The 21,265-nt window shown below is 64.1% G+C and carries 20 protein-coding genes; 4 read left to right on the forward strand and 16 right to left on the reverse strand.

Going from position 1 to position 21,265, the window contains the following annotated elements; genetic code table 11:
- The first annotated feature begins 77 nt into the window (after positions 1–77).
- The 3 genes from xdhC (at position 78) to guaD (ending at position 3,653) form a co-directional block, all read left to right on the forward strand.
- Complete coding sequence (xdhC, locus tag J2W46_RS07440) at positions 78–1,094, forward strand: xanthine dehydrogenase accessory protein XdhC (protein ID WP_020069013.1); 1,017 nt, start codon at positions 78–80, stop codon at positions 1,092–1,094.
- A 66-nt stretch (positions 1,095–1,160) separates the two neighbouring features.
- Positions 1,161–2,207 carry an adenosine deaminase gene (locus J2W46_RS07445; protein WP_087752766.1) on the forward strand — a complete coding sequence of 349 codons (1,047 nt, stop codon included), beginning with the start codon at positions 1,161–1,163 and terminating at the stop codon, positions 2,205–2,207.
- 81 nt (positions 2,208–2,288) lie between these two features.
- Positions 2,289–3,653: a guanine deaminase gene (gene guaD, locus J2W46_RS07450; RefSeq protein WP_310352561.1), complete on the forward strand. Its 1,365-nt coding sequence runs from the start codon at positions 2,289–2,291 to the stop codon at positions 3,651–3,653.
- Positions 3,654–3,773: 120 nt separating this feature from the next.
- Here the strand turns inward: guaD and J2W46_RS07455 are convergent, their stop codons facing one another.
- Complete coding sequence (locus J2W46_RS07455) at positions 3,774–5,027, reverse strand: NAD(P)/FAD-dependent oxidoreductase (RefSeq protein WP_310353083.1); 1,254 nt, start codon at positions 5,025–5,027, stop codon at positions 3,774–3,776.
- A gap of 120 nt (positions 5,028–5,147) precedes the next feature.
- Between J2W46_RS07455 and J2W46_RS07460 the strand changes: the two genes are divergently transcribed.
- Positions 5,148–5,876, forward strand: a complete 729-nt coding sequence (locus J2W46_RS07460; RefSeq protein ID WP_310352563.1) for a class I SAM-dependent methyltransferase — start codon at positions 5,148–5,150, stop codon at positions 5,874–5,876.
- A 16-nt stretch (positions 5,877–5,892) separates the two neighbouring features.
- Here J2W46_RS07460 and J2W46_RS07465 read toward each other — a convergent pair whose 3' ends face one another.
- Genes J2W46_RS07465 through J2W46_RS07535 form a run of 15 tightly spaced genes read right to left on the reverse strand, consistent with a single transcriptional unit; the run spans position 5,893 to position 21,263 of the window.
- On the reverse strand, positions 5,893–6,336 hold the full coding sequence (locus tag J2W46_RS07465) for an excinuclease ABC subunit A (protein WP_020069018.1): 444 nt from the start codon (positions 6,334–6,336) through the stop codon (positions 5,893–5,895).
- Positions 6,337–6,394: 58 nt separating this feature from the next.
- A complete protein-coding gene (locus J2W46_RS07470; RefSeq protein WP_027804797.1) occupies positions 6,395–6,817 on the reverse strand; it encodes a hypothetical protein in 423 nt (140 codons plus the stop codon).
- Positions 6,818–6,851: 34 nt separating this feature from the next.
- Complete coding sequence (locus J2W46_RS07475) at positions 6,852–8,090, reverse strand: beta-ketoacyl-[acyl-carrier-protein] synthase family protein (RefSeq protein WP_310352566.1); 1,239 nt, start codon at positions 8,088–8,090, stop codon at positions 6,852–6,854.
- Positions 8,087–9,313 carry a beta-ketoacyl-ACP synthase gene (locus J2W46_RS07480; protein ID WP_020069021.1) on the reverse strand — a complete coding sequence of 409 codons (1,227 nt, stop codon included), beginning with the start codon at positions 9,311–9,313 and terminating at the stop codon, positions 8,087–8,089. The genes J2W46_RS07475 and J2W46_RS07480 overlap by 4 nt, the downstream gene beginning before the upstream one ends.
- Complete coding sequence (locus J2W46_RS07485; RefSeq protein ID WP_020069022.1) at positions 9,313–10,038, reverse strand: 3-ketoacyl-ACP reductase FabG2; 726 nt, start codon at positions 10,036–10,038, stop codon at positions 9,313–9,315. The genes J2W46_RS07480 and J2W46_RS07485 overlap by 1 nt, the downstream gene beginning before the upstream one ends.
- On the reverse strand, positions 10,035–10,520 hold the full coding sequence (locus J2W46_RS07490) for a hotdog family protein (RefSeq protein ID WP_087752772.1): 486 nt from the start codon (positions 10,518–10,520) through the stop codon (positions 10,035–10,037). Before J2W46_RS07490 ends, J2W46_RS07485 begins: the two co-directional genes overlap by 4 nt.
- 6 nt (positions 10,521–10,526) lie before the next feature.
- Complete coding sequence (locus J2W46_RS07495; protein WP_310352571.1) at positions 10,527–11,711, reverse strand: beta-ketoacyl-[acyl-carrier-protein] synthase family protein; 1,185 nt, start codon at positions 11,709–11,711, stop codon at positions 10,527–10,529.
- Positions 11,708–14,197: an MMPL family transporter gene (locus J2W46_RS07500; RefSeq protein WP_310352574.1), complete on the reverse strand. Its 2,490-nt coding sequence runs from the start codon at positions 14,195–14,197 to the stop codon at positions 11,708–11,710. Before J2W46_RS07500 ends, J2W46_RS07495 begins: the two co-directional genes overlap by 4 nt.
- Complete coding sequence (locus J2W46_RS07505) at positions 14,197–14,877, reverse strand: LolA family protein (RefSeq protein WP_310352576.1); 681 nt, start codon at positions 14,875–14,877, stop codon at positions 14,197–14,199. The genes J2W46_RS07500 and J2W46_RS07505 overlap by 1 nt, the downstream gene beginning before the upstream one ends.
- Positions 14,868–15,308 carry an acyl-CoA thioesterase gene (locus J2W46_RS07510; protein ID WP_310352579.1) on the reverse strand — a complete coding sequence of 147 codons (441 nt, stop codon included), beginning with the start codon at positions 15,306–15,308 and terminating at the stop codon, positions 14,868–14,870. The genes J2W46_RS07505 and J2W46_RS07510 overlap by 10 nt, the downstream gene beginning before the upstream one ends.
- The gene (locus J2W46_RS07515; RefSeq protein WP_310352581.1) at positions 15,305–16,918 is read right to left on the reverse strand and encodes an HAL/PAL/TAL family ammonia-lyase; all 1,614 of its coding nucleotides are present in this window, start codon (positions 16,916–16,918) and stop codon (positions 15,305–15,307) included. The genes J2W46_RS07510 and J2W46_RS07515 overlap by 4 nt, the downstream gene beginning before the upstream one ends.
- On the reverse strand, positions 16,905–18,641 hold the full coding sequence (locus J2W46_RS07520) for a glycosyltransferase family 2 protein (RefSeq protein ID WP_310353086.1): 1,737 nt from the start codon (positions 18,639–18,641) through the stop codon (positions 16,905–16,907). The genes J2W46_RS07515 and J2W46_RS07520 overlap by 14 nt, the downstream gene beginning before the upstream one ends.
- On the reverse strand, positions 18,641–20,347 hold the full coding sequence (locus J2W46_RS07525) for an AMP-binding protein (RefSeq protein WP_310353088.1): 1,707 nt from the start codon (positions 20,345–20,347) through the stop codon (positions 18,641–18,643). Before J2W46_RS07525 ends, J2W46_RS07520 begins: the two co-directional genes overlap by 1 nt.
- On the reverse strand, positions 20,344–21,012 hold the full coding sequence (locus J2W46_RS07530; RefSeq protein ID WP_131317082.1) for a COG4648 family protein: 669 nt from the start codon (positions 21,010–21,012) through the stop codon (positions 20,344–20,346). The genes J2W46_RS07525 and J2W46_RS07530 overlap by 4 nt, the downstream gene beginning before the upstream one ends.
- Positions 21,012–21,263: an acyl carrier protein gene (locus J2W46_RS07535; RefSeq protein WP_020069032.1), complete on the reverse strand. Its 252-nt coding sequence runs from the start codon at positions 21,261–21,263 to the stop codon at positions 21,012–21,014. Before J2W46_RS07535 ends, J2W46_RS07530 begins: the two co-directional genes overlap by 1 nt.
- Positions 21,264–21,265 lie beyond the last annotated feature (2 nt).

A 21,265-nucleotide genomic window follows, 5' to 3' on the forward strand; every position in this document is an offset into this window, starting at 1 on the left:
GCGCGACACGATCGCCTCGCACCAGGTTCAACCGGCCGCACGGAAACCCCGAGCGGCACTGTACGGAGATTCGTCGGATGCAAGCATGGCTACCTGACCTGCAACAACTGCTCGCGCACGGCGACGCCGCCGTGCTGGTGACGGTCGCGCGCGTCGAAGGTTCGGCGCCCCGCGAGGCCGGGACCAAGATGATCGTGACGCGCGATTCGGCGAAACATACGATCGGCGGCGGACACCTCGAATGGAAAGCGATCGAGACCGCGCGCCAGGTGCTGCGCGACGGCATGCGCTCGCCGCATATGCGCCGGCTCGAGCGTTTCGCGCTTGGCCCGAGCCTCGGGCAATGCTGCGGCGGCGCCGTGATACTCGCGTTCGAACGGCTCGACATCGGCGATCTCGGCTGGATCACGTCGCTTGCGAAGCGCGTGGCCGCAGGTCAATCGACGGTGCGTAGCGTATCATTCGGCCCCGCACCGGATGCGGTGATGCTGTCCGACCCCGAGCCGGGCGTCGATGCCGCCGACTGCCTGCTGTGGGACGGCGCCGGTTTCGACGACAGCGGCGCGCTGCTCACCGAGACGATTGCGCCAGGCGACTTCCCGGTCGTGCTGTTTGGCGCGGGGCACGTGGGCGCCGCTTTGGTTCGCGTGCTCGCCACGCTGCCTTGCACGGTACGCTGGGTGGACGAACGCGATGCCCAGTTTCCGCCCGTTGAATCGCTGCACGCGCATAACGTAAAGATCGACGCGAACGACGCGCCTGACGAAGCCGTCGACACGGCTGCGCCCAACACGTACTTCATCGTCATGACGCACAACCATACGCGCGACCTGGAACTGGCCGAGCGCATTTTGCGGCGTGGCGATTTTGCGTTCTTCGGCATGATCGGCTCGCACAGCAAGCGCAAACAGTTCGAACACCGGCTCGCCGCGCGCGGCATCGATCCTTCGCGGATTGCGCGGATGAAGTGCCCGCTCGGCGTGGATGGCATCGTCGACAAGTCGCCGGAGATCATTGCGATTTCCGCGGCCGCGCAACTGCTGCAAGCTGTCGAAGCGAACGCGAGTGTGCATCGCGCGGCGCAGACGGTTTGACGAAGCGAGTCGACATTACGCTTACGCATCCGGCGCACAACGACACCAACAAACTTCTGACCGACCATGAACACAACAACCGCTACGTCCCTCATCGAAAAGGCCATGCTCGCACCGAAGGCCGAACTGCATATTCACATTGAAGGCTCGCTCGAACCCGAGCTGATTTTCGCGCTGTCCGAGCGCAACGGCGTGAAGCTCGCTTACGACTCGATCGAAGCGCTGCGCGCGGCCTATGCATTCACCGATCTGCAATCGTTTCTCGACATCTATTACGCCGGCGCGAGCGTGCTGCTGCACGAGCAGGACTTCTATGACATGACGATGGCGTATGTCGAGCGCTGCCTCGCCGACAACGTGATTCATAGCGAGATTTTCTTCGATCCGCAGACGCACACCGAGCGCGGCGTGCCCATCGCGACGGTGGTGGCCGGCATCGAGCGCGCGCTCGCCGACGCGGAAAAACGCGGCATGTCGAGCAAGCTGATTCTGTGTTTCCTGCGTCACCTGTCCGAAGAAGACGCACTTGCAACGTTCGAAGAAGCACGGCCGCTGTTCGACCAGTACAAGCATCGCCTGATCGGCGTGGGGCTCGATTCGTCGGAGCGCGGCCATCCGCCGTCGAAGTTTGAACGTGTCTTCGCAAAAGCGCGTGCACTCGGTTTGAAGCTCGTCGCGCACGCGGGAGAGGAAGGGCCGCCGTCGTATATCTATGAAGCGCTCGATCTGCTCAAGGTGGACCGCGTCGATCATGGTGTGCGAAGCATCGAAGACCCGGCGCTCGTCGCGCGTCTTGCCGACACGCGCGTCGCGTTGACGGTGTGTCCGCTGTCGAACCTCAAGCTTTGCGTGTTCGACGACATGACAAAACACACGCTGAAGGACCTGCTCGATCGCGGCGTCGCCGTCACGGTGAATTCCGACGATCCGGCGTATTTCGGCGGCTATGTGAACGCCAACTATGCGGCGACCATCGACGCATTGAAGCTCGACGATGCCGAGGTCTACACGATCATCCGCAACGGTTTCGAAGCGTCGTTCGTTACGCCGCAAGAGCGCGCGGAACTGATCGCGAAGCTCGACGCGCACTGGAATCAAAGCGGCCCACATTAAAGGGCCGACGTATTGCAGCGCGGGCATCGCAACACGGCCCTCCACGCTGCTCAGCTTTTCACATTCGGAGACGGTTTTCTCATGACTCACCCGGCTACAACGGCTAACCCGGCCCAATCCGCATTCCGCGCGCAGTTGCTGACTTTCAACGGCGATCCGTCGCGCTCGCCCGACGCAGCGATCTTCAATGAGGACGGCCTTCTGATCGTCGAAGACGGCCATGTCGTCGCAGCGGGCGCGTACGCGGCGCTCGCGTCTCGACTCGCGCCGGGCACGCCCGTTCAGGACATGCGCGACAAGCTGATCGTGCCGGGCTTCATCGACACGCACATTCATTACCCGCAAACGGACATGATCGCGTCGCCTGCGGCTGGCCTGTTGCCGTGGCTCGACACATACACGTTTCCGACCGAGCGCCGTTTCACCGATCAGGCCTATGCACGCGATACAGCAAGCTTCTTCCTCGAAGAACTGCTGTCTTGCGGCACGACCACCGCGCTTGTCTATTGCACCGTGCACAAGGAGTCGGCCGACGCGCTCTTTGCCGAAAGCGAGGCGCGCAATCTGCGCATGGTGGCAGGCAAGGTGCTGATGGATCGCAACTGTCCGGAGTTCCTGCGCGACACCGCGCAATCCGGTTACGACGACAGCGCCGAGCTGATCGGCCGCTGGCACAACCGCGGCCGTCAGATGTACGCGCTCACGCCGCGTTTCGCGCCGACTTCGACCGAAGCGCAACTGGAAGCTTGCGGCGTGCTGGCGGGCAAGCATGCGGATGTGTTCATCCAGAGTCACGTCGCCGAGAACACCGACGAAGTGAAATGGGTCAACAGTCTCTTCCCCGGTCACCGCAGCTATCTGGACATCTACGACCACTACGGCCTGCTACGCCGCCGCGCGGTGTACGGGCATTGCATTCATCTCGACGCGCAAGACCGGCAACGCATGGCTCAAACCGGCGCGGTCGCGTCGCATTGCCCGACGTCGAACCTGTTCCTCGGCAGCGGTCTATTCGATTTCGACAAGGCCGACGAAGCTAACATGCCGATCGCACTCGCCACGGACGTCGGCGGCGGCACGTCGTTCTCGATGCTGCAGACAATGAATGAAGCGCACAAGGTCGCGCGATTGACGGGCCACCATTTGACGGCCACGCGCATGTTCTATCTCGCGACAGCGGGCGCGGCCGAAGCGCTCGATCTCGCAGACAAGGTGGGCACGCTCAGGCCGAAGTCGGAAGCGGACTTCGTCGTGCTCGATCCTCAAGCAACGCCGCTGCTCGCCCGCCGCACGGCGCGCACGGAGTCGCTCGAAGAATTGCTGTTCGCCTTCGCGCTGCTCGGCGACGATCGCGCGGTCTATGAAACGTATGCGGCCGGCAAGCGCGTGCATCGCCGCGACGACGTGCGGCAGCACGCGCCGCGCGTCGCTCGATTCGCGGCCTGATTGCCGCCCGAATGCGGCCTGATGGTCTTCGCTGCTTCTAAATAAAAACGGCGCTTCCTTGCATGACGAGGAAGCGCCGTTTCAATTTCTACGTTCAATGCATGCCCCACCCGCGGGGACTCAGCGCTGCGTGCAAACCTCATGCAAGGCATTGAGCCTGCGCACCGGGTCGGCGACATACGGGTTGGATTCGTCCCACGCATAGCCCGCTAGCACCGCGCTGATCATGCGGCGGATCGACGGTGTCTGGTCGGGATAGAAAATGATGTCCTGCAATTCGCCCGTGTACCAGCGCTCGACAAACGCGCGGAATGTGTCGATGCCCTTGCGCAACGGCACGTCGTAATTCGCGGACCAGTCAACCTGCTCGCCATCCAGTTGACGGTTCAACGTCTGCACCGCCAGATGCGCCGAGCGTAGTGCGATCGTCACGCCCGACGAGAACACGGGGTCGAGAAACTCGCCCGCGTTGCCAAGGAGCGCATAACCCGGTCCGTGCAGACGCTCGACATTCGCCGAGTAGCCGCCGATATGCCGCACAGGCAGCAGGAAAGGCGCGTCGCCGATCAGCCGGTTAAACGTCGGTTCCTTCTGGATCAGTGCACGCAACTTCGGCTCGCGCTCCGTTGGCGGCACGTCGAGAAAACTCGACTCGGCGACGCATCCCACCGACGACCGTCCGCCCGCAAGCGGAATCATCCAGAACCACACGTCGCGGCGCTCGGGATGCGTTGCCACGCAGATCTTGTTGCGGTCGTGGGCGCCCGCGGGGAGGCCGTCGTAGACATGCGAAAAGAGCGCGGCGCGCGTGGGCATGCGCGTGGGCGCCTCCAGGTTGAGCAGACGCGGCAGCACACGGCCAAAGCCGCTTGCATCGAATATGAAACGCGCTTCGACCTGATACGCATGACCGGCCTCGTCGATTACGTCGACGCGCGGCGCGGCACCCGTGCCCTCGCCGGTATGCACGGCCTGCACCGTATGCCCGAAGCGCACATCCGCACCTTGTTCCGCTGCGCAGCGAATCAGGATCTCGTCGAACACCGCGCGTTCCACCTGATACGTCGTGCCCCACCCCGCCGTGTGCTTGTCGCGGAAGTCGAACGACGAAGATTGGCCGCGATACACGAACTGCGCGCCGTTCTTGTACTGGAATCCGGCCTCGATCACCGCTTGCAGCATGCCGGCTTCTTCCAGATAAGCCATGCTTTGCGGCAGCAGGCTTTCGCCAATCGAAAAACGCGGAAAGTGCTGGCGCTCCAGCACGAGCACCGAGCGGCCCGCTTTGCGCAGCAACGCGGCCGCGACTGCACCGGCCGGGCCGGCGCCGATGATCGCGACGTCGACCGTCGTGTGTTTCGCCGTGTGCTTCATGTCATGTGTACTCAAGTTCGCCTCAATCGTTTGCTTGCCCGACGCAGCAATACGCTGCATCCTTACGTCCTGTTACATTGCATCTCTAGCAGCAGTAAATATTTCACCGGGGAGTCCAGCGTGCCGCCGTCTCAAACATCCAGTGTGCCGTTCGTGCCGGAAACGGCATTTGGAATCTGGTTCCTGCGTACTCACACATGGGAACATCATGTGTTGCGCGTCGCGATCAACGACCTCAAGCGCCTGATCGATACGCCGTTGCCCGCAGCGCCCGTCATCGTCGACGTTGGCTGCGGACAAGGCATTTCGTTTCGCCTGCTTGCCGATGCGTTCGAGCCGCGCCGCATCGTCGGCATCGACTATCACGAACCGTCGCTTGCGCTCGCGGCCAATGCGGCGAACTCCTGCCGCGACAAGGTCGCCGACATCGAACTGCTGCACGGCGACTGCGCGGCGCTGCCGCTGCCCGATGCGAGCGCAGACATCGTGTTCTGCCATCAGACTTTCCATCATCTCGTCGAGCAGGACCGCGCGCTCGCCGAGTTCCGCCGCGTGTTGAAGCCCGGCGGCGTGCTGCTGTTCGCCGAATCGACCGACGCGTACATCAGGTCGTGGGTGATCCGGCTGCTGTTTCGTCATCCAATGCACGTGCAAAAAAGCGCGGACGGCTATCTCGACATGATTCGTCGCGGCGGCTTCAGCTTTACCGAACGCAACGTGTCCCTGCCGTACCTCTGGTGGAGCCGCGCGAAAGACTTCGGTCTGCTCGAACGGCTCGGCCTTTACCGTCCGCAACCCGGCAAGCGCCGTGAGACGCTCGTCAATGTCGCGGCGGTGAAGACCGTCTGAGCCGGCCCAGGTTGCGTTACTTGCGCAGCGTGACGACGTCGCCCTTCAGCGCCACGCCCGCAATCACCGCACCCGCGCCGCAGGTGAACTCGGTCGCGCTTTCTCGCACTTCGTTCTTGTAGTTGCTCTTGATGTTGATCACCGCGTTGCCGCCTTCCTTGCGCGCGCGATCCTGCAACTCGATCACCGCCGACAGGAACACGTGCTGGCATGCGGCCTCATCGCTCTTGCCGAACGCGTTGGTCTTCTTGTTCGTCGCAAATTCGCCGATCGTTTTCGCAACGGCCGGATGCCGCTGGCCCGCGAAATACAACTGGATGTCGTCGCCGACCTTGCCAGGCTCGCTATGCAACGCTTCATTGATCGGATAGGTGCCCACCGAGTCCCGCGCAAAAGCCGGTGCGGCGCTCAGCATCGAAAAAGAAGCGGCGAGTGTGACGAACATCAGATGACGTTTCATTGATACTCCTTCCTGGTTGTTATGGGTTTTACGATTCCCGCATTCACTGCCCTGCAAATCAGTTCGCCTCGAGCACAGCGAGCCGGCCGCTGATCGCGATTGCGGCGGCACTCGGGCTCACGCCGCAAGTGAACTCGCTGGACGAATTGCTTTCGCTGCTGTGAAAGCGCGTCGTCACGTCGATCACCGCATTCGCATTGCGCTCGCGCGCCGCTGCGCGAAGCTTGCCGATTGCTTCGGCGAGCGCCTCGCGGCATGCGTCGTCGGGGCCCGCGACCTTGCGCGCGATGCGCACCGAGTACGAGACGTCGCCCAACCCGCGCTTCACGGCCGGATGGCTTTGCTCACCGAAATACACGGGAACGCCGCCGCGCGATTCACCGCCCGCGGCCGCGAGCGGCAGCGACTTCACCTGTGTCGCACAACCCGTCAGCGTCGCGGCTGCAATCGTCAATGCACCCAGCACCAATGTTCTTTTCATTTTTATCACCCTCGTTTTTAGAATCGCGACCGTTTCAGCCGCCCTGCCATGCCTCGAACATCAGGCTCGCGCAACTTCCCCCGAAGCCGAACGACACCGACATCGCCGAGCCGATGCGCGCGTCACGCGTCTCACGCACGAGCGGCATGCCGTCGATTTCCGGCTCCACCGAATCGATCCCCGTGGTGCCCGCAATAAACCCGTCGCGCATCATCAGCAACGTATAGATCGCCTCGTGTGCGCCGCATGCGCCAAGCGGATGCCCGGTCATGCCCTTGGTCGACGAAAACGCGGGCACGCCGCGCTCGGATGCGGCACCGAACACCTGCCTCAACGCATGCAGTTCCTCGACGTCGCCAAGCGGCGTGGAAGGCGCATGCGTGTTGATGTAGTCCGGACGCTTGCCCGCTTCGTCCAGCGCGCCGCGCACGGCGCGGGCGATGCCTGCCGCGCGCGGCGTGACCATGCCGGCGTCCGTGCAGTCGCCGAACCCCGTGAGTTCCGCGTAGATGCGCGCGCCCCGCGCCACTGCGTGGTCCAGCGCTTCGAGCACGAGCACGCCGCCGCCCGACGCGATCACGAAGCCGTCACGCGCCGTATCGTAAGGACGCGACGCGCGCTCGGGCGCATCGTTGGAGCGGCGCGACAACGCGCCCATCGCGTCGAACATCAGCGTCATGTTGTCGTGCAGCGACTCGCTACCGCCCGCGAGCAGGATCTGCTGGCGGCCGGTCTGAATCAGTTGCATCGCCTGGCCAATGGCGAGCGCGGACGTCGTGCATGCCGACGACGGCGAATAGCCGACGCCTTCGAGCCCGAACACCTGCGCGACGTTCGCGGAGGCTGTGCTGCTCATTGCATGCGGCACCGTGTAAGGCGGCACTTTATCGACGCCGCGCGTGTTGGCAACGGTCATCGCGGCGTCGTAGCTCGACATCGTGCCGACGCCCGACCCGATCACGGTGCCGGCAAGCGGCGAGCGCAGCATCGCCGCATCGAGCCCGGCATCGTCGATCGCCTTGCGCGCGGCATGGCAGGCAAAGCGCGCGGTATCGCCCATGAAGCGCTCCAGCTTGCGCTCGAAAGGCGCTTCATTAGCGACCGACGCCACGCCCGCGACTTGCGACGCAAAGCCGCGCTCACGCCATGCTTCGACTCGCTCGATGCGCGATGTCCCCGCGCGCAATGCAGCCGACACTTCGTCGAGCGAATTGCCGAGGCACGACACGATGCCCATGCCGGTAACGACCACGCGTTGTAACGCCACGCTCATTGAACACGCCTGAAAATAAGCGACGTGTTGATCCCGCCGAACGCGAAGTTGTTGCTCATCACCAGTTCGGCGTCGATCTCGCGCCCCGTCCCGATGATGTAATCGAGCGGCGCGCAGGCCGGGTCCACGTCCTGCAGATTCAGCGTGGGCGCGTACCAGTTGCGCTTCATCATCTCGATGGTCCACCAGGCTTCGAGCGCGCCGCACGCGCCCAGCGTGTGGCCCACATAGCTTTTCAGCGAACTGATCGGCATGCGCTCGCCGAATGTCTGCGCGGTTGCGTGGCTCTCCGCGACATCGCCGCGATCCGTGGACGTGCCATGCGCGTTCACATACTCGATCGCTTCGGGCGGAAGCGCGGCGTCTTTCAGTGCAAGCTGCATCGCGAACGCCATGGTTTCCGCCGTGGGCTGCGTCATATGCGCGCCGTCCGAGTTACAGCCGAAGCCCACGATCTCCGCGTGAATCCGCGCACCGCGCGCCACCGCATGCTCGTATTCCTCGAGCACGAGCGTGGCGGCGCCTTCGCCGACCACGAGGCCGTCGCGCGCGGCGTCGAATGGACGCGGCGTCAGATGAGGCTCGTCGTTGCGCGTGCTGGTTGCGTACAACGTATCGAATACGGCGACCGCCGGACCTGACAATTCTTCCGCGCCGCCCGCCAGCATCAGCGTCTGCTTGCCCGTCTGAATTGCTTCATATGCGTAGCCGATCGCCTGGCTGCCCGACGCGCATGCGCACGACGTGGGAATGATCCGCCCTTTCAGATCCCAGAACAGGCTGACGTTGACGGCTGTTGTGTGCGGCATCATCTGCACGTAGCTGTTCGACGTGACGTCGCTCATCGAGCCGCTTTCGAGCATCGTGCCGAACGCGCGGATCGGCTGCACCGAGCCCGACGACGAGCCGTACGCGACGCCCATGCGGCCGTCCTTGATGCTCGCGTCGTCGGCGAGGCCCGCATCGGCGAGCGCGAGTTCGCTTGCGCGCACCGAATACATCGACACGGGGCCCATCGAACGTGTCTTCTTGCGCGGATAATGCGCGGGCGTGACGAACTGCGGCAACGGACATGCGAGCCGCGTATGCAACGATTCGAAGTAGTCCCACTCGGGCATGCGCCGCACTGCGTTCACGCCGCTTTTCAGACGCGCTTCGATTACGTCCCAGCTATCGCCGAGCGCCGTGACGCCGCCCATGCCGGTAATGACGACTCGCTTCATCAGACCATCCCGCCGTTGACGCCGATCACCTGACGAGTCACATACGAGGCCGCATCCGACATCAGGAAGCTGACCACGGACGCTACCTCGGCAGGCTGGCCGACGCGGTTCATCGGCACCGTCTTCAATGCGTGTTCGAGCGGCATCTCATCGAGCATGCCGGTTTCAATGAGGCCGGGCGCCACGCAGTTGACGGTGATGTTGCGCGTCGCGAGTTCCACCGCGAGCGCCTTGGTCGCGCCGATCAGGCCGGCCTTTGCCGCGCTGTAGTTGACCTGACCGCGATTGCCCATCACGCCCGATACCGACGCGATAGTCACGATGCGCCCTCCGTTGCGGGCACGCACCATCGGCATGGTCAGCGGATGAACGACGTTATAGAACGAGTCGAGACCGGTTTCGATCACGACGTCCCAGTCTTCGTCGGTGAGCGCGGGGAACGCGGCGTCGCGCGTCACGCCTGCGCTGCATACGATGCCGTAGTACGGTCCGTTCGCCGCCACATCGGTTTCGAGCACATCGCGGCACACTGCGCGCTCGCGCACGTCGAACTGCAGCACCCGCGCAGTGCCGCCCTGAGCGGCGATGCCCGACGCCACTGCCTCGGCTTCGGCGCGCCCCGTGCGGCAGTGCACGGACACTGCAAAGCCGTCGGCGGCCAACTGGTACGCAATCGCGCGGCCAATGCCGCGGCTTGCGCCGGTAACGAGAACACGCCGGCTCATGAATTGAAACTCCCTTCGATGAATGACTGAAAATCGGACGGCTGGAAGACCTTGATCACCGCCTCGGCGCAACACACGTCGTCGTGATGAATCGTGCATTCGTATGCACCGTGGCCTTCGTCGCTGCGCAGTAATTCCGTTGCGTGAATCAGCAGTTGCGCGCCGCCTGCGAACGACGGCTGCAACGCCTTGTAGCTGCGCGAACCGAGCAGCACGCCGGGCCGCGCGCGGCCACCGCCACGCATGGCGAGCAACGCGACATGCGCGGCGATCGACTGTGCCATCAACTCGATGCCGATCCACGCGGGCATCGCGCCTTGCGCGTCCGCATACCAGGCATCGGCATGCACGGTTGCGCGCGCGCTCAGTGTCTGTTCGTCGAACGCGGTGACGGCGTCGATCAGCAGCATGGTGCCGCGATGCGGGATGATCGCTTCGATAGGTTGCTGCAGCAGTTCGTCAATGCTTCGTGTCGAGTTCATCGCGCCTTACCGTGCAAGAATCAGACTGACATTGCTGCCGCCGAACGCAAACGAGTTGCTCATTACGTATTGAGCGCCCTCGCCGCGCCGCAAAAACTGTTCGCTTTCGACAAGTTCCAGCGCGGGCAGCGCGGGGTCCGCTTCACCGTCCCAGATATGGCGTGGCAGTGCAACGTCGTCGCGTGCGAGCGTGAGCCAGGCGAAGCCGAGTTCGGTCGCGCCCGCCGCGCCCAGTTGATGGCCGGTCAGCGGTTTCGTGCCGCTCGTCGCGACGCCGTCGGGAAACACACGCGACATCAGGTTCGCTTCCATCTCGTCGTTCTTGCGCGTGGCCGTGGCGTGCAGGTTCACATAACCAATCGACGACGGCGCGATGCCCGCATCCGCGATCGCTTCGCGCAGTGCCATTTCGCCACCCACGCCTTGCGGATCGGGGGCCGAAATATGATGCGCGTCGCTCGATTCGCCGACACCCGCAACGCGCACCGCTGCTTCGTCGCGGCTCATCAGAAATACGGCCGCGCCTTCGCCGACATTGATGCCGCAACGATTGCGGCTCATCGGATTGGTGCGCTCGCCGCTGGTCGATTCGAGCGACGCAAAGCCTTGCACCGTCAGTTCGCACAATGAATCGACGCCGCCCACCACCACCGCATCGCACATCTGCAATTGCAACAGACGCCGGGCCGACGCGAACGCTTTCGCGCTCGACGTGCAGGCCGTCGAGATCGTAAACGCCGGGCCCTTCAAGCCGAGTGCCGCCGCCGCGAAGGGCGCGGCCGTGCCGATTTCCATCTGCCGGTAGTTGAAGTTCGCCGGCAAGTCGCCCGCTTGCGCCTGATAGACGAACGCGGCCTCAGCCGCTTCGATACCGGATGTGCTGGTGCCGAGCACCACGCCGATCCGATGCGCGCCGTAGCGCTCGCGCGCGGCGTCGACGGCAGGCGAGATCTGCGCGAGCGCGGCGAGCAGCAAGCGGTTATTGCGGCAGTCGTAGCGCGTGAGATCGGCGGGCGGAGCGAGATCGAGCGGCGTCAGGACGCTGCCCACAAACGCGTCGCCGATGCCCGTATGCACGGCCGCCATGCCTCGTGCGTGGCTCGCGGCGAGCGCCGGCACGATGCTGTCGAGGTCGCCGCCGAGCGCGTTGATCATGCCGAGCGCGTGTAAATAAACTGGTGGCGCTTTCATGCGGCCCTCCTGGATTCCGATGGCATGCCGATCGGCGCGAGCAGCACCGAGACCGCAATGCCGAGCGCGAGCGTCGCGCCAAAACTCTTTAGCGCAGGCATTGCGCTCATGCCAAGCATGCCGAACGACAGCAGCGTGGTGGCGGCCGAAAGCAGCACGCCCGTCCACACCGCGCCGAGATCCGCGTCCGTGCGCAGGCACCCTTCACGCAGAAATACGGCGTAGTTCGCGCCGACGCCGAGCACGAGCATGAGCGCCAGCCAGTTGAACAGATTGAGCGGCACACGGGCGTAGCCGAATACCGCTAGCGTGACGCCTACTGCGAGCAGTACGGGCAGCGTCACGGCGATGCCGCCGCGCATGCGGTGTGCGAGCGGCACTTCGTTCGCGGCATGCCCCGAGTCCGGTTGCTTTCGGGCATAGCGCACGATCAGCAGAATCAGCACCAATGTCAGCGCGCCGCCGAGCCACCAGCCGCTGTCCACGCGATACGCACCGAACAGCTTCGACACGCTCGCGGCCTTGTCGACGAAAGCCACGCCTGGCACTGAACGCGCGGTCGCGATCAAGGCGGCCTCGTTGCGCGGTGTCACGCCTTGCGGAATCACGACGGCGGCATACGCTTTCGTCGCCGCATCGACCTGGCCGAGCCACAAATGTCGGTATGGTTGCGACCACGGCGCGGCAAGCCACTGGTCGACGGTCAGAAGAGATTGCGGTTTCGTTTGCGCATTCTTTTCCGCTGCGATCCACGCGTCGGCGACTTCGTCCTTGAAGCCCGCTTGCAGCAGCGTGGCGCGCAATACCGCCGTGTCGTCGAATACATGCTGCGCGAGCAACGCGCGGTCTCTGTTCTGCTGCTGCGCGGACGGCACGAACTGCGCGACCGATTGATAACCGCCCACCCCGTTCGGCGTGCCGCCAAGTGCGTCGAGTTTTGCGCCCAGCGCTTCGGCACGCTCCAACACGAGCTCTGGCGTGTCACCGCGCACGACGAAAAACTGCGCGCTGTTGTCGATCCCCACCGCGTTACGCACCTTGTCCTCTTGCGCGACGAGCGACGGGTCGCGCTGGATCAGCAGATGAACGTCGTCGTCGCTCGTGAGACGCAACCAGCCGGGAATCGCGACGATCAGCAACAGCGCCGCGACGATCCAGGCGCGCTTGCCGCCGATCAACCGATGCCACGCGCTCAACAAACGCGCCGAGCGTTCGAAGAGTCGCCGGGGACTGCGCTTCGGCGCATGCGGCAGCAACGCGGGCAACAGCCACATCACCGAGGCGAACGCCGTCACGATGCCCGCCATCGCAAAACATGCGATCTGCTTGAGCGCGGGAAACGGTACCCAAGTGAGAATCGCGTAACCAAGCAGGCTCGTGGCAAGCGCTACGCTCAACGCGGGACGCACCGCACGTGCGCCCCGTCGCGCGTCCCAATCGCGCCCGGCACCGAGATAGACGACAAAATACTGGATCGAATAGTCGACAGCTTCGCCGATCAGACTTGCGCCGAATACGAGCGTCAGCAGATGCAGCTTGCCGAATACGAGCAGCGTCACCGCAAGCGCGCAGACGATGCCAAGCGCGGTCGAGACGAAGCCGAGCAGGAGCAGACGCGGCGAACGGAACACCCACATCATCAACAGCGCGATGCCGACGAGCGACGCGACGCCGATCAGATGCACTTCGCGTTCCGATGCGCTGCGCGCCGACTCGGCATAGAACACGGCGCCGGTTCGTGCGACCGACACGTCGGGGAATGCCCGCTTCAACGCGCTTTCGCCTTGCGACAGCGCCGCGAGCACCGCGTGCTGCGTTTTGGTTTCGTATGCGGAGCCTGGCAAGGTGGCCACGATCAGTACGCTCGTCGCAGTGCCTTGTTGCCCGTCTTGATGCGATACCAGCAAGCCGTCTTCGAGTTCGAGATTCGATGTCGCAAGCGGCAGATTGCCGAGCCAGTGTTCGAGCCAGCCGAAAGGATCGTCGGCGAGCGACGTGGTGAGCCCGCCGCGCAATGGGCTATAGATGCGTTGGGCGAGCGCGTCGCGCAACGCGGCGTCCGGCGCCTTACTGCCCGCGATTGCCGCGCGGTCGGCAGGCGTCAGCAAGCCGAAACGATATGGCAGATACAGCGCCGCAATCTGCGACAGATCGAATGGCGGCAACTCCGCCGTCACCGAAGCGAACGCCCCGCTTTTTTGCAGCGAAGCGCCGAGTTGCTTTGCCGCCGCTTTGGCGTGCGCATCGTCGTGACTGGTGACGAGAAAAACCGTGCGGTCGCCCAGAGCGCTCGCCAGCGTATCGACTGCTTTCTCGGCGACAGGATCGGCTTCAGTTGCCGGCAGCAGTGCAAGCAGATTCGTCTGCAACGGCGACGGTCCGGAAAAACGCCAGCCGCAATACAGCGCCGCGACGAGCGCGAGCAGCAGCCACGCGGCGCGCATGCCCCACGCGTTTTTCGCGGACCTGTGTTGCAGGAGGTCCATCAGGGCGCCCCGAGCAGACTGCGTTCGGCCGCGGCCGGTTCGCTCACCGCCTCGCTCTTGCTGAATTCGAGTTGCGTCGTATCGCCGTTGGCGAGCGCGATACGCAAACTCTGCAGGAAGTCTCCGCCGCTCATCTGCAAGCCTTTGATCGACTGCGCAAGCTGCGGCTGGTTCGGCGTCAGCTGCATGCGCCAGTGCGCGGCGCTGCCCTCGGCCTGCACGTCGAATTGGGAATACAGCGCGGACAGATCGCCGCCGAGCATTGCACGCATCATCTTCGAAACTTGCGCGACGCCGCGCGTGCCTTGCGCGCTGTGCGCCGTGACGCGCTGACCGTTGGCATTAATTTCGGCGACGCCTGCATCGGTGATGACATAAGTGGCTTTGTACGGCGTGTCGATATGCCAGATCACGCCGCGCTCACGCAGGAACAACAAGGAACCGGTACTGACGAGCGGCTGCTTCATTGCGGCCAGCGTCTGCGTTTGCGTGAATTGCGCGCGCACGCCTTTGGCTTGGGCGAGATGCGATGCGACCTGCGAGACCAACGCGGGATTGCCGTCTGTAGACGCGGCACACACCGGCCGCGCCGGCACGCTCACCGCGCTGGCCACCGCAAACGAAAATGCACAGGCACGCAGCCCGCTCAACCATCGCACGCCGGAATTCGTTATCGCCATACGCGCTCCAGTTTCTCGAAGACCACCGGCGGCGACACGAACTGCAACTCTTGCGTGGCGGCGTCGACCGCCACCTGGATCGTATAGCCCTTGGTGAGCCGCGTGCCCGATTCGCAATCGATAATTTCGTAGCCTATTTTCAGGCGGTTTTCGTGTTCGAGCAGTTGGGTGCGCACGTCGATCTTCTGACCGTACGTAGCCGGGCGAACGTACTTGAGATGCGCTTCGACGATCGGCCACAGATAACCGGACGCCTGCATCTCGCGATAGTCGTAATCGAATGCGCGCAGCAGCGCCGCACGGCCGATCTCAAAGTACTTCAGATAATGGCCGTGCCAGCACACATTCATCGCATCCACGTCGTGGAACGGCACTTCCACCATTGCACTCGCGCTCAGTACCTTGCGGGTCGCGCTTTCCGTCACGCTCATGCTTGCGGCCCTCCGCGATAATCCTGCAACAACCCGCATGCGGCGATGCGCGCAGTCAGCGCGCGCAAATCGTGTTCGAGCGCGCGGTCTTCGTCGACGAAAGGCGATTGCGCGCCGACGTTTTCCATGAACGTTCGCAACGCCGCAGGCACCGGCGTCGCGCTGTCGATGCGCAAACGCAAACGCGCAGCCTGAACCGCTGCAAGCGTATGCGCGGCGGCAACCTGCTCGGTCAACTCCAGCACGCGCAAACAGTCGCGCGAGGCGATAGTGCCCATGCTGACCTTGTCCTGATTGTGCGCCTCGGTCGAGCGTGAGAATACGCTCGCGGGCATCGTGTTCTTGAGCGCTTCGGCAGTCCACGCGGACGACGAAATCTGCACGGCCTTGAAGCCATGATTGATCGCGGCGCGCATGGGCGCGGCGCCAGTCAGGTTACGCGGCAGGCCATTATTGAAATTGACGTCGACGAGGAGCGCCAGTTGCCGGTCCATCAGATCGGCGAGATTGGCGACTGCGACCTTCAGCGAATCCATCGCGAATGCGATATGACCGCCATAGAAGTTGCCGCCGTGCAGTACCCGCTCATTGTCGGGATCGATCAGCGGGTTGTCGTTTGCGCTGTTCAATTCGTTTTCGATATCGCGACGCACCCAGCTCAGCGCATCACGCGCAACGCCGATCACATGCGGCGCGCAGCGGATCGAATAGCGGTCCTGCAAACGGTGGCCGGGCGTATCGTCGCGGCCTTCCAGATCTTCGCGTATCCATGCGGCTGCTTGCGCCTGGCCGGCGTGCGGCTTCACTTCGAAGAGCGTGGCGTCGAAATGCGCGGCGCGGCCGTCGAGCGCGACGGTGCAAAGCGCGGTCAGGCGCGCAGTGAGCCGGGTCAGATGATCCGCGCGAGCGAACGCCAGACACGCGAGGCCGGTCATCACGGCTGTGCCGTTCATCAGTGCGAGACCTTCTTTCGGCGCGAGCGTAAGCGGTGTTTGTCCGAGTTCGTTCCACACTTCACGCACGTCGCGCAGACGTCCTTCGAACATGACTTCCCGTTCGCCCGCGAGTGCTGCGGCGACATACGAAAGCGGCGTCAGATCGCCGCTCGCACCGACCGAACCTTCGGCGGGGATGCGCGGCAGCACGCGATGATTGACGAGATCCGCGAGGCGTTCGAGCAATACCGGGCGCACGCCTGAAAAACCATAGGCGAGCGAATTCAGACGCGCGGCGATGACGGCGAGCGTCTGTGCATCGTCGAGATATTGGCCCATGCCGCAGCCGTGGTAACGCGTGAGTTGCAACGGCAAAGCTTCGACGAGCTCCATCGGCACGTCCACCACACAGGCGTCGCCGTAACCCGTGTTGACGCCGTAGACCGTCTCGCCCGCGGCAAGATGGCGGCGCAGAAAATCCGCGCCGCGTTGAATACGGGCGCGCCATGCCGGGTCTGCGTTCAACGCAACCGGCGCGCGATGCTGAGCAATCGCGACGACTTCTTCGATACTCAGCTTGCGCCCGCCGATCACGACGTGAGCCGCGTGGCTATCGCCGTTGGAAGCCGCATGCGCGCCGGCATCCGGCGCGTCGATCAGGTCATGTTCGGCCATTCGCGTCTCGCTTGGGGCGAGCCCAGAAATCGAAGAAGTTGAACCATTGATAAGGTGCCTTGCGACAGTAATGTTCGAGACGCACTGCATAACGCTGCGCCCAGGCGGCGAGATGCTGCGTGCGTTCGCGGCGCGGCAATTCGATGCGCTCGGCGAACGGCTCGAAATAAAGACGATAACCGTCGTGTTCTTTCAGACAGAAGAACAGGTAGACCGGACAGCCGAGTGCATGCGCGAGCACATATGGACCTTGCGCGAAAGGCGCAGTCGCGCCGAGGAAACGCGCCTCGGTGGTGCGGCCGGCTTCGTGCGCAGGCACACGGTCGCCGACGATCACCAGCAACTCGCCCGCGTCGACGCGCTCCTGCATCATCATCGCGGTTTCGGGCCCGAAGTCCGCGACTTCCAGCAGGTGCCGCGTGAACTCGCTATTCGCGGAGGCCAGCACGCTGTTGAAGCGGCGCGCATGTTCGGTATAGACGACTGCCGTGACTTTCGCATACGCGCCCTGTGCGGCGAGCGCACGAGTCATCTCCAGATTGCCGAGATGCGCGCCGATAACCAGCGCGCCCTTGCCGCTCGCAACCAATGCTTCGAACGCCGAAGGATCTTCGAACTGGACGTCCGCATTGTTGACGCGCCCGGACCATGCGGCGAGCTTGTCGAAGCCCGATTGGGCGAATGCGAGCATGTGACGATACGCGGAGAGCCAGCCTGGGCGAGGCGTATCGCCACGCGGTTCGGCCTCGCGCAGACGCCTGAAGTAATTCGCCGACGCCTCGCGCGCGGCACGTCCCGTCAAAAGGAAATATGCAACGATCGGATGCAGCCACAGCCCGGTGAAGCGGCGGCCGAACAGCTTGCAGCTGAGCGCGAGCAATGACATGCCCAGATGACTGCCACGTTCGGCAATACGCCACCAGTCCTGAGCCTCGGCGCCGCCGCTTTGTTTGCTTCGTGCACCGGCGGGCGCGGCACGCCGTGGCATGAACTTGTGCGCGAGCAGCATCGGCAGACGCGCCAGCATGCCGCACACGAGCCGTGTGTGGCTGCGGCTGATGCGCACGTTGTCCCACAGCACGTCGAAATGCGAAACGCCGTCGCTCGCGTAGGTGACGCGCGTGGGAATCGAGTGGAATGCGGCGCGACGCCAGTAAAGGCGCACGAGAATTTCGATGTCGAAGTCCATCCGCGTGGGCAACTGCACGCTGTCGATCAGATCGCCAGCCAGCGCAAGCGGATACAGGCGAAAGCCGCACATGGAATCGCGAATGGTCAGCGAAAGCGTTTCGATCCACACCCAGACATGCGTCAGATAACGGCCGTAGAGACGCGCTTTCGGCACGCTCTCGTCGTAGACGGGACGGCCGAGAATCACCGCACCCGGTTCGGCGCGCGCCGCTTCGATGAAGCGCGGCACGTCGGTGGCGTCGTGCTGGCCGTCGGCGTCGATCTGCAACGCGTGCGTGTAGTGGGCGTCGCGCGCGGCGCGCAACCCCGCCATCACCGCCGCGCCTTTGCCGCCGTTGACGGGCAGGCGCAGTAACGTGAGCTGCACCGCGTACTCGCGCGCGAGTTGCGCGAGCACCTGCTGGGTGGCCTCGTCGCTGCCGTCGTCGACGACAAAAATCGGCAAGCCGTGCACCGCGAGATGCGCGACGGTCGCGCCAATTGCGTCTTTGTGGTTGTAGATCGGGATCACGATGCAGGGAGCGAAGTTCATCATGCGTCCGCCCGATAAACGATCACGCCCGACGCGCATTCGCGCTCGTTCGCCCGGTACGCGAACTGCACGCGCTGACGTGCGGGATCGTGCGCGAGCGTGAGCTTGAGCACCGCGCCCGGCCCAACCGGCGCCATGAACTTCAATCGATCGATCGACGTGAAACCGCGCACGCAAGGCAGTTGCTCCGCGGCCAGACGCATCGCCCAATCGATCTGTACAACGCCCGGCAGAATCGGCAAGCCCGGAAAGTGGCCGGCGAAATGCGTGAGCGTGGCGGGCACGCGCAACTCGTAATGCAGTGTCTCCCCAGTGTCCCCACCGCGCGCTTCGGCCAGCACTTCGACGCCTTCGGCACGCGGCTCGAACGTCGCTGCGACCGCCGAGACCGGCAGCTTGCCACGTGCGTCGAACGGCAACGCGAGACGAAAGCGCCAGTGACGCGGCAACACGACGACATCGAAATAATCGGCGAGATGTCGGCGCAGGGTTTTCGCGAGCAGCACGCGGCCTTCGTCGCGCAATGCTTTATTACCCGCTTCGGTCAACGCGACGACAGCGCCGACGCGCTCACGCACGCCACCCTCGAGCGGCACGATTGCCGCTTGTGTGACATACGGATGCAGCGCGAGTCGCGCTTCCAGTTCCGGCAGCGACACGCGCTTGCCATCGAGCTTCATCACGCGATCGAGGCGGCCTTGCAAACGGAAGCGGCCTTGCTCGTCGAAAGCGATCCGGTCGTCGGTGCGATGCCAGCCGTCGTGGTCCAGATGCGGTGAGCGCACGCTGAGCGCACCGTCTTCGTCGCGGCGCACTTCGATGCCGGTCACCGGTTGCCATGCATCCGTCTGATCCTGGCGGCGCCACGCAATGCCACCGGTCTCAGTGCTGCCATAGATTTCGAGCGGCGCGGCGCCGTAAGCCGCCGCATATTCGTGCGCGGCTTCGAGCGCGAGCGGACCGCCCGACGAGAAAAAAGCGCGCGGTGCGGGCGTCAATCCGGTGAAGCCAGGCAGCGCAGGCCAGCGCGATAACTGCGCGGGCGTCGACACGATCACCGCCGCGCCGCACTGCGCGAGTTGCGCTTGCAGATGCAGCGGTTCGATGCTGATCTCACGGTCGAATGCGCGGCCGGCGGCGAGCGGCCACATCACGCGAAACAACAGACCGTAGATGTGATGATGCGGGACGCTCGCAAGCATCGTCGCGTCGCCGACCAGCGCGCCCCACTGCTTTTCTAGCGTATGCACCTCGGCGTTGAACTGCGCGAGCGTTTTGCGAATCGGCTTGGGCCGGCCGCTGCTGCCCGACGTATAGAGCGTGAGCGGTGCTTGCGGGTCGATATGTGTGCCCAGAGCTTGAGCGGCGTCGGCGGCGGCTTGCACATGCGGCGCCAGCGTGGCGTCGGTGAGCACGACGTCGTACGCATCGGCGAGGTCGGCGAGATAGCCGGGCGTCGCGTTCGCCGGAATCACCGGCTCCTTGCCGCATGCGAACAGCGCAAATAAGGCGCAGGCGAAATCGAATGGATCGTCGATACACAATGCGTAGCGTTGCGCGGCCTGCGATTGCACGGCCGCCCGGAGCGTCGCAACGCGCGCGCGAAACGCGGCGCGATCGAGCAGCAAACCGCGATCGCGGCATACGGGCGTAGCGGCAGCCGCTGTACTCAACGGAGTCGACAACAGGTCGTGCAACGCGATCATGCCGCCTCCGAACGTGCTGCGCGCGGCAGCACCACGAGGTAGCGCCATATGACCTCGGCGATCAGCAAAACACCGATCAGCACGTAAGCAATCGCGCCGTTATAGAGCGACCAGCTCGCGCGGCTCCAGTAGAGCGCGGTATAAGCGGAGAAAGCACCGTTCAGCAGAAAAAACACACACCACACCTGAGTAACGCGCCGCGTATGGCGCACTGCGCCCGGTGGCAGATCGGGGTTGCCGAGGCGCGCGAACTTTTCGATCATCGAAGGCCCGTGCACGAGCGTCGCGCCGAACGCGATCAGCAGTCCGAGATTGACGAGCGATGGATACAGGCGCAACAACAGCTCGCTGTTGGTCAATACGATTGCCGCCGACGCGCAGCTCAGCAAGCCGACCACAGTCCAGTCGATTCCGGAAAGGCGGCGCAGCGATGTCGCGACCGGACCGCTGCCGGCCCAGCGCTGCAACCACAGGATCGCGAACAGCATGCAGCCGACGTAACGCGGCGTGTCCCACCGCCACGCGCACAGGATCAACGCCGGATAGGCGAGCTTCACCAGCACTTGCACGACTGCCTTGACCCAATGACGCCCGCCGGTGGACGAGGCGCCGGAAGCAGGCGCTTCAGCCGCGTTCGCCGGCGTTCCCGAGCGCACTGCCGGCATCAGCCTTGGGCCGCCAGCAGGGATTCGACAGCACCGATCACGTCGCCGACCGTGCGCACCGACTTGAACTCTTCCGGCTTGATTCGGCGGCCGGTCATTTCCTGCAGCTTGATCGCGAGATCGACGGCGTCGATGCTATCCAGATCGAGGTCTTCGAACAGATGGGCGTCGGGCGTCACGCGCTCGGGCTCGATTGCGAAGTTCTCTTTGAAGATGGCGCGGATGCGTTCAAGAATCTCTGCCTCGGACACGA

It is taken from the genome of Paraburkholderia strydomiana, from assembly GCF_031456815.1.
GTDB lineage: Bacteria > Pseudomonadota > Gammaproteobacteria > Burkholderiales > Burkholderiaceae > Paraburkholderia > Paraburkholderia caledonica.

Excerpts from the sequence above, each read along its gene's own strand:
- J2W46_RS07470 (WP_027804797.1), bottom strand. The coding sequence starts at position 6,817 with ATGAAAAGAACATTGGTGCTGGGTGCATTGACGATTGCAGCCGCGACG.
- J2W46_RS07485 (WP_020069022.1), bottom strand. The coding sequence starts at position 10,038 with ATGAGCCGGCGTGTTCTCGTTACCGGCGCAAGCCGCGGCATTGGCCGC.
- J2W46_RS07500 (WP_310352574.1), bottom strand. The coding sequence starts at position 14,197 with ATGGACCTCCTGCAACACAGGTCCGCGAAAAACGCGTGGGGCATGCGC.
- J2W46_RS07445 (WP_087752766.1), top strand. The coding sequence starts at position 1,161 with ATGAACACAACAACCGCTACGTCCCTCATCGAAAAGGCCATGCTCGCA.
- J2W46_RS07490 (WP_087752772.1), bottom strand. The coding sequence starts at position 10,520 with ATGAACTCGACACGAAGCATTGACGAACTGCTGCAGCAACCTATCGAA.
- J2W46_RS07505 (WP_310352576.1), bottom strand. The coding sequence starts at position 14,877 with ATGGCGATAACGAATTCCGGCGTGCGATGGTTGAGCGGGCTGCGTGCC.
- J2W46_RS07510 (WP_310352579.1), bottom strand. The coding sequence starts at position 15,308 with ATGAGCGTGACGGAAAGCGCGACCCGCAAGGTACTGAGCGCGAGTGCA.
- J2W46_RS07475 (WP_310352566.1), bottom strand. The coding sequence starts at position 8,090 with ATGAGCGTGGCGTTACAACGCGTGGTCGTTACCGGCATGGGCATCGTG.
- guaD (WP_310352561.1), top strand. The coding sequence starts at position 2,289 with ATGACTCACCCGGCTACAACGGCTAACCCGGCCCAATCCGCATTCCGC.
- J2W46_RS07515 (WP_310352581.1), bottom strand. The coding sequence starts at position 16,918 with ATGGCCGAACATGACCTGATCGACGCGCCGGATGCCGGCGCGCATGCG.
- J2W46_RS07465 (WP_020069018.1), bottom strand. The coding sequence starts at position 6,336 with ATGAAACGTCATCTGATGTTCGTCACACTCGCCGCTTCTTTTTCGATG.
- J2W46_RS07495 (WP_310352571.1), bottom strand. The coding sequence starts at position 11,711 with ATGAAAGCGCCACCAGTTTATTTACACGCGCTCGGCATGATCAACGCG.
- J2W46_RS07525 (WP_310353088.1), bottom strand. The coding sequence starts at position 20,347 with ATGATCGCGTTGCACGACCTGTTGTCGACTCCGTTGAGTACAGCGGCT.
- J2W46_RS07455 (WP_310353083.1), bottom strand. The coding sequence starts at position 5,027 with ATGAAGCACACGGCGAAACACACGACGGTCGACGTCGCGATCATCGGC.
- xdhC (WP_020069013.1), top strand. The coding sequence starts at position 78 with ATGCAAGCATGGCTACCTGACCTGCAACAACTGCTCGCGCACGGCGAC.
- J2W46_RS07480 (WP_020069021.1), bottom strand. The coding sequence starts at position 9,313 with ATGAAGCGAGTCGTCATTACCGGCATGGGCGGCGTCACGGCGCTCGGC.
- J2W46_RS07530 (WP_131317082.1), bottom strand. The coding sequence starts at position 21,012 with ATGCCGGCAGTGCGCTCGGGAACGCCGGCGAACGCGGCTGAAGCGCCT.
- J2W46_RS07520 (WP_310353086.1), bottom strand. The coding sequence starts at position 18,641 with ATGAACTTCGCTCCCTGCATCGTGATCCCGATCTACAACCACAAAGAC.